General features: G+C 63.7%; 7 protein-coding genes. 1 reads left to right on the forward strand and 6 read right to left on the reverse strand.

Translation table 11 applies throughout. The features are described from left to right. Positions 1–43: 43 nt before the first annotated feature. From ACQUTG_RS12860 to ptsP, 3 genes are read right to left on the reverse strand one after another with little or no spacing between them, the layout of a single operon-like run. The gene (locus ACQUTG_RS12860; protein WP_428919779.1) at positions 44–1,789 is read right to left on the reverse strand and encodes a PTS fructose-like transporter subunit IIB; all 1,746 of its coding nucleotides are present in this window, start codon (positions 1,787–1,789) and stop codon (positions 44–46) included. Next, the gene (gene pfkB / locus ACQUTG_RS12865) at positions 1,786–2,754 is read right to left on the reverse strand and encodes a 1-phosphofructokinase (RefSeq protein ID WP_428919780.1); all 969 of its coding nucleotides are present in this window, start codon (positions 2,752–2,754) and stop codon (positions 1,786–1,788) included. The genes ACQUTG_RS12860 and pfkB overlap by 4 nt, the downstream gene beginning before the upstream one ends. Beyond that, positions 2,754–5,585, reverse strand: coding sequence for a phosphoenolpyruvate--protein phosphotransferase (gene ptsP, locus ACQUTG_RS12870; RefSeq protein ID WP_428919781.1), 2,832 nt, complete (start codon positions 5,583–5,585; stop codon positions 2,754–2,756). The genes pfkB and ptsP overlap by 1 nt, the downstream gene beginning before the upstream one ends. Positions 5,586–5,747: 162 nt before the next feature. Between ptsP and cra the strand changes: the two genes are divergently transcribed. After that, entirely contained in the window at positions 5,748–6,782 is a 1,035-nt protein-coding gene (gene cra / locus ACQUTG_RS12875; protein WP_428919782.1) for a catabolite repressor/activator, read from the forward strand. Here cra and ACQUTG_RS12880 read toward each other — a convergent pair. From ACQUTG_RS12880 to ACQUTG_RS12890, 3 genes are all read right to left on the reverse strand, one after another. Then, positions 6,703–8,979, reverse strand: a complete 2,277-nt coding sequence (locus ACQUTG_RS12880; RefSeq protein WP_428919783.1) for a helicase C-terminal domain-containing protein — start codon at positions 8,977–8,979, stop codon at positions 6,703–6,705. The two genes, cra and ACQUTG_RS12880, sit on opposite strands and share 80 nt — an antisense overlap. Continuing rightward, a complete protein-coding gene (locus ACQUTG_RS12885) occupies positions 8,976–10,691 on the reverse strand; it encodes a VRR-NUC domain-containing protein (RefSeq protein WP_428919784.1) in 1,716 nt (571 codons plus the stop codon). The genes ACQUTG_RS12880 and ACQUTG_RS12885 overlap by 4 nt, the downstream gene beginning before the upstream one ends. A gap of 77 nt (positions 10,692–10,768) precedes the next feature. After that, a complete protein-coding gene (locus ACQUTG_RS12890; RefSeq protein WP_428919785.1) occupies positions 10,769–11,206 on the reverse strand; it encodes a DUF4864 domain-containing protein in 438 nt (145 codons plus the stop codon). Between the last annotated feature and the right edge of the window lie 6 nt (positions 11,207–11,212).

The raw sequence follows: 11,212 nt of genomic DNA on the forward strand, positions 1-11,212 counted from the left end.
CTCCCGTTTATAGTTAATTTTTGCATATGACGGATGCACGCTTTCATGACACGGCTGCCGCGACCTCGGCCTTGCCGGTCTTCAGAACCGCATACCCCAGGCCGATCACCAGGGAACCAACCGCAATGGCGATCAGGTAAGGAATCACCGCGCTCACTGCATTCGGTATGGCCAGAACAAACAGGCCGCCATGGGGTGCCAGCAGCTTGACCGTGAACAGCATGGACAGCGCCCCGGTGATGGCACCACCGACCATGCACACCGGAATCACCCGCAGCGGGTCTTTGGCCATGAACGGAATCGCACCCTCGGAGATGAAGCACAGGCCCAGGACAAACGACGCCCGACCAGCCTGGCGCTCGGCCTCGGCGAATTTCCGGCGGGCGACGAAGGAGGCGACCCCCATACCAATGGCCGGGACCATACCGGCCGCCATGATCGCCGCCATGGGCGCGGAGCCGCCGCTGCCCTCGGACAGCAGGCCAACGCCAAAGGTATAGGCAGCCTTGTTCACGGGGCCTCCGAGATCAAAACACATCATGGCGCCCAGGATTCCCCCCAGCAGGATCGCATTGGTGGTGCCCATGCTCTCCAGCCAGCCGGTCAGGCTGCCCATGATCGCCGCCATCGGCTCACCGATCACGTAAATCATGCTCAACCCGGTCACCAGGCTGGCAATCAGGGGAATGATGAGGATCGGTTTCAGGGATTCGATGCTCTCGGGTAGCGGCAGCTTCTGGCTCACTGTCCGCGCGGTATAACCCGCCAGGAAGCCGGCAACAATACCACCCAGGAAACCAGCCCCCAGGGTTCCGGCCAGGTAGCCACCGATCATGCCCGGCGCCAGGCCGGGGCGGTCGGCGATCGACCAGGCAATATAGCCGGCCAGCAGCGGAATCATCAGTTTGAACGCGGCTCCTCCGCCGATCTGCATCAGGGCAGCGGCCAGGGTACCTTCCTCCTGGAACGCCTCGATGCCGAAGACAAAGGACAGGGCGATCAGCAGGCCACCGGCGACGACCATCGGCAGCATGAACGACACACCGGTCAGCAGATGCTTGTAGGGACCGCGCTTCTCGCCGCCAGCGCTGCTCTCCGCTTTCTGGCTCGAGCCCGTGAGGACGGTGGCCTGAGCCAGGGCATCGCCGATGGTATCTGCCGGCTTTTTCAGAGCCGCACCGGTGGAGGTCCGCCAGACCCGTTTACCGGCGAACCGGCCCGGATCAACCTCGATGTCGCAGGCCAGGATGACCACATCGGCCTCGGCAATTTCTTCCGCGGTCAGCGGGTCCTGTGCCCCGACGGAACCCTGAGTCTCCACCCGGATCCGGTGACCTGCAGCCTCCGCAGCCGCTGTCAGTGCCTCCGCCGCCATGAAAGTATGGGCCACCCCTGTCGGGCAGGCCGTGACCGCGACGATGAACTTGCCAGCGGAAACTTCCGCCGGCCCGGACGATGTCGTCTCCGTGTCCGGCTCGAAGGGTATCGCTTCCTTTTTAGCAGCCTCCAGCACCGCCCCGGGATCCGGCAACGCTTCCGTCACCGGCAGGCGATACAGTGGCTTGCCGGCATAGGCACTCAGGTCGGTTGGGGCACTGACTGCGGCAACGACCAGATCCGCTGCGGCAATGGTTTCCGGCTCCGGAAGGTTGGTAATCCGGCCGCCCTCGCCACGGATATCGGTGGTCACTTGCCAGCCGTGCTGCAAGGCCGCCCGTTGCAGGGCCCGTGCGGCGAGAAAACCGGTGGCCACGCCCTGGGGGCAGGCGGTGACAATGATCAGATTCATGATGGCATCTCCCCAATGTTGTTATTCCCGGGCCAGGGGGTGATCCGGGTCTGTTCGAATAAGGATTGGAAATCCGGGGCATCTGGTTCACCGACACCCACGTGGCGTACACATTCGGCGGACAGGGCGGTGGCGTAGCCAAGCACCTGTTCCGGTTGTTCCGGGGTGGTCAGCAGGCCGTGGACCATCCCGGCCAGCAAGGTGTCTCCGGCACAGACGGTATTGGCAACGGACACCTCCGGCGGGGTCGCAGCCCGGGATTCGCTTCCGGACCACCAGCGCACGCCGTCGCTACCCAGGGATACCACCGCATGCCGAACGCCAGCTCCCTGAAGACGCCGGATCGCCGCATTGATGGCCTCATCGTCCGCCAGTGGCTGACCAACCCAGCCAGACAGCTCCTCCAGGTTCGGCTTTATCCCATAGGGCGCGGCGGTCAGCCCTTGGGCCAGGGCATCGCCACTGGCGTCGAGCCAGACCGGCTTGCCGGTCTCATGACCAAGGCCAACCAGGTCGGCAACCGCCTTGGCAGGCAGTCCAGGGGGCAGGCTGCCGGCCACGATCATGGCATCGCAATCCGTCACCAGGAGCGTCAGGTGTTGTTTGAGGCGATTGCGGATGTCCGCCGGCACCGCAAAGCCCGGGCCATTGATTTCAGTGACCTGCCCACCGGCATCCGCCAGCTTGATGTTGGTGCGGGTCTGGCCGGGAACCCGGACGAAGCTGTCTTCAAGTTCCTCGTCGATGAACAGCTGTTCGAAGACCCCGGCGTTGGCTTCGCCCAGCAGTCCGGAAACCGTGACACGATGACCAAGACGGGCCAGGACCCGGGCAACGTTGATGCCCTTGCCCGCAGGCACCAGCCGGGTCTCGGTCGCCCGATTGACCGCTCCTGGCTGCATTCGCTCCAGCTCCACGTTCAGATCCAGGGCGGGATTGAGAGTAATGGTCAGGATACGGGCCATCAGAATGCCTCCAGGGCGTCCCGCACTTCGGCTGCGGTGGCTTTACCCAATGCCAGTGCCGCCTGTTCCCGGGCCTCAGCCCGGCTCAGGCCACGGATGCAGGCTTTCACCAGGGGCACCCGCCGACTGGTCACCGACAACTCATCGACATCAAGGCCCACCAGAACCGGCACGGCCTGGGGATCGGAGGCCAGTTCACCACAGACCCCGACCCAACGGTTATGGGTGTGGGCCGCCTCGACGGTCATCCGGATCAGGTGCAGTACCGCCGGGTGCAGGCCATCGGACTCCGCCGACAGTTGGCCATGTCCCCGGTCAATGGCCAAGGTGTACTGCGTCAGGTCGTTGGTGCCGATGGAGAAAAAATCCACTTCCGGTGCCAGAGTCGGCGCCAACAGCGCACAGGACGGCACTTCGATCATCACCCCGATCTGAACGTCGGAGGCGTGCACTTCCTCGCGCACCTTATCCACAATCGCCTTCGCCGCACGGAACTCCGCCAGGTCCTTGACCATGGGGAACATGATCCGCAGAGGCCGGTCATCCGCCGCCACCAGGAGGGCACGGACCTGGGTTTCCAGGATGTCCGGGCGGGTCAGGGACAGGCGAATACCGCGCAGGCCCAGGAACGGGTTGTCCTCCTGGGGCAGGGGCCAGTAATCCAGCGGCTTGTCGCCACCCACATCCAGTGTCCGTGCCACCAGGGGCAAGCCGTTCAACGCGTCGAACGCGTGCCGGTATTCCTGCACCTGGGTTTCGAGGTCCGGAGCTTGCGGGTGCGCCATGAAAATGAACTCGGTCCGCAGCAGGCCGACACCGTCTGCACCCCGCGCCACCGCATCCGGGGTATGGGCGGTGTTACCCAGGTTGGCGCAGACGTCGAGGGTATGGCCATCCCGGGTGGTTGCCGGCTCATCCTTTTGCTCATGGGCTTGGGTCTGCAGGGATTCCAGTTGGGCCAGACGACGTTCGATGCGGGCCCGGCGCTCGGCTCCGGGATTCGGGACCAGGCATCCACGTTCACCGTCCACCACCAGATCGGTCTCTCCGGCCAGGGACAGAATCCGGTCACCGGCACCCACCACCGCGGGCAGACCCAGGGCCCGGGCCAGAATGGCACTGTGGGAGGTAGCACCGCCCCGGGCGGTCACCAGGCCCCGCACCCGGGATGTATCCAGTCGCGCGACATCGGAGGGGCCAAGGTCGTCAGCCACCAGGATGAAGGGATGCTCCGGCGGTGTGGGCATGGTCACGCCACACAGATTGGCCAGGACCCGGCGACCGACGTCCCGAAGATCGGCGGCACGCTCGGCCAGCAGGCGATCTGCCAACGCTTCCTGGGCCTTCGCCGCAGTGTCGATAGCCTGCCACCAGGCAGCTTCGGCCGAAGCGCCGTCGTTATTAATCGCCTCCAGCGCCGCCTGGTACAGATCCTCGTCCTGGAGCATTTCCACATGCACGGAGAGGATCGGTGCTGCTTCACCGCCTTCCGCCTGGCGGATCAGGGTCCGCAGCTGGCCATCAGCATCATCAATGGCCTGGTTCAGGCGCTGGATTTCGGTCTCACTCTCGCTGGCCCGGGCCGGGTACTCGAGTGTCGGCTGTCGCAGAATGAACGCCGGAGCCAGGGCCAGTCCCGGCGATGCCGCCACCGCCTTGACCGGCTGGTCGTCGATCAGAGGTTCCGGATCCGGCTCTCTGGTCAGGCCGGATTGCTCATTTGTGCGCAGTGGTGCGACCTGTTCGCCGAGACCGTCGGTGATGGCCCTGGACAAGGCCTCGATGGCGGCACCGGCCTGCTCACCGGTGGCAGACAGCACCAGGGTCTGGCCACGACGGGCACCCAGGCCAATAATTCGGGTCAGGCTCGTGGCAGACACGGCATTGCCGTCCCCCCCCTGCAACCGGACCCGGATGCTGGCGTTGAAGCGACGCGCTTCCTGTACCAACTGCTTGGCCGGACGGGCGTGCAGGCCATGGGTATTCAGCAGCGTCACCCGGGCCGTGACCGCGTCAGCCGCCTCTCCGGACAGCCGGGCAAGCACCGCTTCTGTGGATAACCCCTCAATCGGCTCGGGGTTCGCCAGAAAGTTATCTATCCGTTCCAGCAGTTCGTGGCATTGATCACCAGGCCCAGCCAGGCAGAAAACGCCACGCAGTGATGCCGTCACCCGCCGGGGTGTGGCCAGCGCCAGGGCGGGGCGGCGCGCCCCCATGGTGTGGTGCACCAGCCAGTACCCCTGGCCCAGATCCACCGGCTGATGGCCCGTGATGGCCGCCAGAAAATCGTGACCCACACAGTTCAGACGCTGCAGCCGGGCAGCCGCCACCATGGCCAGTTCGGTGGGCGTGGTGGCATCGGTATTGAGGCAAAGGGTATCTGCATCGCACCTGGGGACCACCGGCTCCCGGGACAACAGCGCAACCAGTTCGGCAGCCTCGGTCACCGTGGCAAGCTTGTCCGCCAGGCCCGGTTTATCCAGCACACGGGTCAGGTGGCGCAGGATGCCCAGGTGCTCATCGGACTGGGCGGCAATGGCCACCAGGACATACACGGTTTCATCATCGTGCCAGGAGATTCCGTCAGGAAACTGGAGGATCCGGATACCGGTGGTAATGACCGCCTGGCGGCTTTCCGGGGTTCCGTGGGGAATGGCAATGCCGTTGCCCAGTACGGTGGAGGACTGGCTCTCACGGTCCAGCATGCCAGCGAGATAATCGGGGGTTATACGTCCGGCCTGCTGGAGATCCTCGGCGGCCAGGGTCAGGGCATCTCGCCAGTGATCGGCGGAGACGCCGAGACGTACGTCATTGGCAGTCAGCGTCAGCATGGGAAGGTGCCTCGCTTTGTTGTTGTGGTATCCGTTTTGGTAAAACATTGGATCGTGTTTGCTGAATCGTGTCAGCATGCTTAAAATGGATCATGAAACAGATATGATCAGAAATCAAGCAGACTTTTCAGACGCCGCCGTATCTTCAGGGGAGCCGACAGCATGACACTGGCCGAACTTGCCCGCCTTGCCGGGGTATCTCGCACCACCGCCAGCTATGTGATCAATGGGCAGGGGCTGGCCCGGCGTATCAAACAGGAAACCATCGACAAGGTGCTGGCGATTGCCCGCGACCACAACTTTCAGGTTGATACCCAGGCAGCGGCCTTGCGGGGCGGTGCCAGCCGGACCCTCGGTTTTATCCTGCCGGACCTGGAAAACACCAGTTACGCACGGCTGGCCAAATTGCTCGAACAGGGGGCCAGGGCCCGCGGGTATCAGTTACTGATCGCCGGCTCCGACGACGATCCCGAGACGGAGAAAACTCTGGCACACGCACTGAAGGCCCGCCGATGCGATGCGCTGATTGTGGCCAGCGCGCTGCCCAGGGATGACGGGTTCTATCCACAACTCCAGGAACAGGGTCTGCCGGTGATCGCGGTGGATCGGGCCCAGTCACCGGATCGGATCTCCTGTGTGGTGAGCGACAATGCCAGCGCGGCCGAGGAGCTGACCCTGTCCCTGCTGTCCGATGCTCCGGGCACCGTGCTGTGGCTCGATGCCGTACCCGCGCTGGCCATGACACAGGAACGTCGGCGGGGCTTCGAGCAGGCCATGAGCACACTGGGTTGCAAGGCGATGATCGAAAGCTGCTCGCACTATGACCGCAGGGCCGGTGCCAACACCTTGCGCGCTTTCCTGAGGTCCCATCCGATGCCCGATGCCGTGATCACAGCGTCGTATACCCTGTTGCAGGGCGTTCTGGATGTACTACTGGAGCAGCCGGAAGGGTTACCGGACCGTCTCCGGTTGGCGACCTTCGGTGATGATCGCCTGCTGGATTTCCTGCCGCTCCCGGTCAATTCCCTGCCCCAGAATCATGAAGCCATCGCCGCCGCGACCCTGGAGCAGGCCTGGCGGATCATCGGCGGCGATACCGCCCCGAAAACCATCACCATCAACCGGTCGTTGACCCGCCGTCTTCAGGCCCGGCAAACCACCAGCGCGGCAGCAGGTTCCGCACCTGCGGGCGTGTGAACCGGTCATCAATCAACCAGATCACGCCCCGGTCCTCCGGGGTCCGGATCACCCGGCCGGCGGCCTGGGCCACTTTCCGCAGGCCTGGTATCAGGTAGGTGTAGTCATAGCCCGCACCGAAACGTTCCTGTAACCGATCCTTGAGTATTTCGTGCCAGGGATCGAACGGTGGTAGTCCCAGGGTCGCCACAAAAGCGCCGATCAGCTGGTCACCCGGCAGGTCGATGCCTTCGCTGAACACCCCTCCGAGCACCGCAAACGCGACACCGGGCTCCGGCTGACGGAACTCCGCCAGGAAGGCCTCCCGCTCGGCTTGGCTCATGCCCGGCGCCTGACAGCGCTGGGGAATATCCGGTGCCTGTTCGGCGAGGGTCTCGCTGACGTTCCTGAGGTACTGGAAACTGCTGAAGAAAGCCAGGTAATGGCCGGGACGTTCCCGGAACTGACGGGCAATGATCTCTGCGATCGGTGCCCGCGACGACTCCCGATGCGCCTGGCGGGTACTGATCCTGGGCGTAAAGTGGATCTGCAGCTGATCGGCGCTGAAGGGGCTGGGCAGGGAGGTAAAGGCTGTGGTTTCCGACAGGCCAAGCAAATCCCGGTAGTAGATGCCCGGGCTCAGGGTGGCCGAGAACAACAACACCGATCCCGCGGCCGCAAACCGTTCGCGCAGGAAGTCCGCCGGAATCAGGTTCTGGATGGTGAGAGAGGCCCGGCCACGACCGGAACGCCGGAATTCACAGAGGGAGTGGTCACCGAAGCTGTCCGCCAGCTTCATGAAACCGACGCTCTCGAACAGCAGTTCCTGGAGCGCCAGGTCCGGCGGGTGGTCCGCCAGATAATCGGTGAGGGTGGAGACCAGTCCCTGCAGGCTGCCGATCAGGCTCGGCGGCAAGGTCTCGAGAAACACCGGCACAGCCGGGTCCACATCCTGGTCCCGGATCAGGGTTTGCCAGGCGCGCGCGGTGCGGTCCAGGGCCTTCTTGAGCACCTTCGGGGCGGTTTTCTTTACCCGCAACAGTCGCTGCTGGTCAAGCGTTACCGAGTACATGCCCCGGGCCCGGTCCACCAGGTTATGGGCCTCATCCACCAGGATCGGGACCTGCCACTGGTTCTGGCGAACCAGGCCGTGGAGCAGGGCGGACTGGTCAAACATCCGGTTGACGTCGCCGATCACCACGTCACTCCAGCGGGCCATCTCCTGGGCCAGGAAATGGGGACAGATATCATGGCCCGCGGCAATACGCGCCAGTTCGGCCCGGATGAGTGTCCCGGATTGGGCAGCCTCGGCACGGGCAGCCGGCAGCCGATCGAAAAACCCCTTGGCCAACGGGCAGGAGTCACCGTGACAGGCCTTGTCCGGGTGTTCGCAGGCGTCGTCCTTGGCCACCAGCTCCAGCACTCTGAGTGACCAATCAACAGCGTCGTCCTGGGCGGCCCTGAGTTTATCCACAGCGTCCAGGGCCAGTTGCCGGGCGGTATTGCGGCAGGTCAGATAGAACAGGCGGTCCTGGTCGGCCCGGGCCATGGCCATCAGGCCCGGAAACAGAGTGCCCAGGGTTTTACCCAGGCCGGTGGGCGCTTCCAGCAACAGGGTGCCGCCGGTCACGGCATTCTTGTAGACGGTTTCGGCCAGTTGCCGCTGGCGCGGTCGGAAGTCGGCAAAGGGAAAATTCAAGCGGGCAAGGGCTACATTACGCTGTTCCCGGTGGTGTTCTTCCTGCTCGGCCCAGGCGCGAAATTGCCGGCACAAACCCTCGAGTTCCTGCCAGAGTTCTTCGGCGCCGGCGGTTTCGGCAACCAGAGTTTCCTTGTCCCGGCCGGTGTCGTAATACACCAGCACCAACTCGATCTTTTTCCGCTTTTCCTGTTGGCACAGCAGGGCACCGTAGGCACGCAACTGGGCCCGGTGCAGGGCCCGCTGGTGTTCCCGAACCCGGGCAAGGTCGCCCCGGTGGGTCTTGATTTCCTCCAGCCGGCCACGATGGGGATCATAACCGTCCGCTCTGCCCGAAAGCTTTATTCCCAGGCACTCTCCGGTCAGTAAATACTCGCTTTTATAACCGTAGCCCCGGCGGGACTGGATGGCCTGGTGGCCGGCAATGCCCTCCTCGGAGGACGGTGCTGGGGTGTACCGGAAGTCCAGGTCCCCGGCCCGGGCGGCAAACTCGCACAGGGTACGCACCGCCGCCTTCATTCACGGCTCCCGACGCCGGAATCCTCGTCCCAACGAACGTAACAGACACTGGCGGGTATACCTTCCCGGGCAAAGAAATCCAGCCATCGGCGCTGGTGATCCTGCAATCGGTCACCCGGGCCTTTCACCTCCACCATTTCATACCGCGGTTCATCGTCCGGACGCTGCGGGTGGAACTGGATCAGGTCCGGGAAGCCGCTGCGATGCTCCTTCACATTCAGTAGCAGGCGCCGAAACATAACCTTCAGGTGCTCCGCCGGGATGCACTCCAGGGCCAGCTCGACCAGATCCTTGGACAGGGCCGGCCAGATAACAAACGGATTGGCGAGCCCCTGCTTGTCATGCCAGGTATCCAGAATGCGCTGGCGGTATCCGCCATCGCCGAGGGTGACGAAGCAGGCCTCGAAGTCGGGACGGCGGCGCTCCACGAAATCCTCCCGGGTCAGGTCGGCGGGGCCGGTATGGAAGGGGTGGAAAAAAGCACCGGGCACCGGCTTGAAGATCACCGGCCAGCACAACAGGCCGAACAGGCCATTGATCAGGGTGTTTTCCACATAGGCCACCGGGGCCTCGGGTCGGTTAAGGTGTTCCGCCGCGGCCCATTCCACCGAGCCGACCGCCGGCCGGGGTAACGAAATCTGCCATTCATTGATCGGCAGTGTCGTTACCGGAGCCGGCCTGGGCTCGCCCACCTTCGGGGCCAGCCGTTTCAGGATCCGGTGCAGGCCCTGGCGTTCGGCATCACTCATTTCTTCGCTTTGCCACTGGCTGGCGATGTCCCAGGCTTCCTGGTGCCGTTTCATCCGCTCCAGCAGCCGCAACTGCTTCAACCGGGCCTCCCGATGCTGGCTCTGAGCCCAGGCTATCAGCGCCAACTCCCTATCGCCCTGGCGCTCGGCCTGCCTGCCCAGCTCCAGCAGCAGCCGGTCCCGCCGGCTCGCCAGCCAGGCGTTGGTCACCGGCCCGGGCACCTGCGGCCACACTTCAGACGCCGGAACCTCCTGGTCGAGCTGATCCCGACAGGCCTGCATGGCCAGATAGCAGTCCACGTCGCTGCGACAGTCGAAGGCCCGGGATTCGCGGCTGAGAGGCACCTGCTCATAAGCCTGGTACCCCAACTCCACCAGCACAAAGTCGGACCAGGTCTGGCGCAGATTACCGAAGAACATCAAACGGATGCGGTCAAACAACGCCATGTGTTGCAGCCGGATCACCCGGACATCAGCGGCGTCGAACCATTCCGCCAGCGGCCGCGTGCCCGACAAGTGGTCGGACAACACTGCTTTCATAGTGGCCTTCGGAACGGTCCGGCCTTGGCCAAGGTTTTGCAATACATCTGCGAAGGCGGGCCGCAGCTCTGCCAGGGTGAACAGGCGGAAAAGCTCATCGAGGTCGAGCACAGGCTCAGATTCGAGCCAGTCTTCCGACACCAGGCGAGACAGGATTTCAGGAACTGGCGAATCCAGCTCCGGATAGACCAGTTTGTCCGCCCGGAACAGTTCGCCCGTGCGCATCACCAGACGGGTCAACAGCGCTTTTTCCTCTGTCTCAAGACCGAGGAAGGTTTCCAACAGGCTGAATTCAGAGCCGGTCAGCAGATCACCGTGATGATCCCGCACCCAGCGCACCACAGTTTCCATGTTTTCCAGGTAATACAGCGGATTATCCAGGTCCGCGGCACGCGGCACAGAGGCAGGATCAAAGGTGGTCATAGGGCGAGCAGGTACTTCACGGAAAGCAGTCAGGTCATGCAACTCTACGCCCGCTCGCCCGTGACCTCAAATACGCTTTAAATTCCCATGTCCGCAGGCTGCAATTGCACACCGGCCACCCGCCAGTCGCCATCACTGCGCACCATCCGGTAGTAGGCATCCCAGCGTTGTCCGTCCGGGCCGGTCAGTCGTACCACCTGGATATCGAACGTACCGTGAGGGACCAGCTCGACAAATTCGATGGTCGTGGCCCGATGCACCGCAGGATAGGCCTCCCGAACCATGCTGAAGAACACATTGGCATCACCAAACCGACGCTTGATACCCTCGGATGCGAACGACCAGGCGGCCTCCTGGTCGTCGTTGGCAAAGGCCTCAATCTGCCTCAGGATGGTCTGTTCAATGGCCTCGTCCTGTTCCTCGGCACTGGGTACCCCTGGCAGCGCGACTACCAACAAGACGATCAGAAGGAAACACGGTAATCGGACTCTAGTCCGGAGAGGATTCCAGGCCATCTTTCT

Source organism: Marinobacter sp. DUT-1, assembly GCF_050379415.1.
Lineage (GTDB): Bacteria > Pseudomonadota > Gammaproteobacteria > Pseudomonadales > Oleiphilaceae > Marinobacter.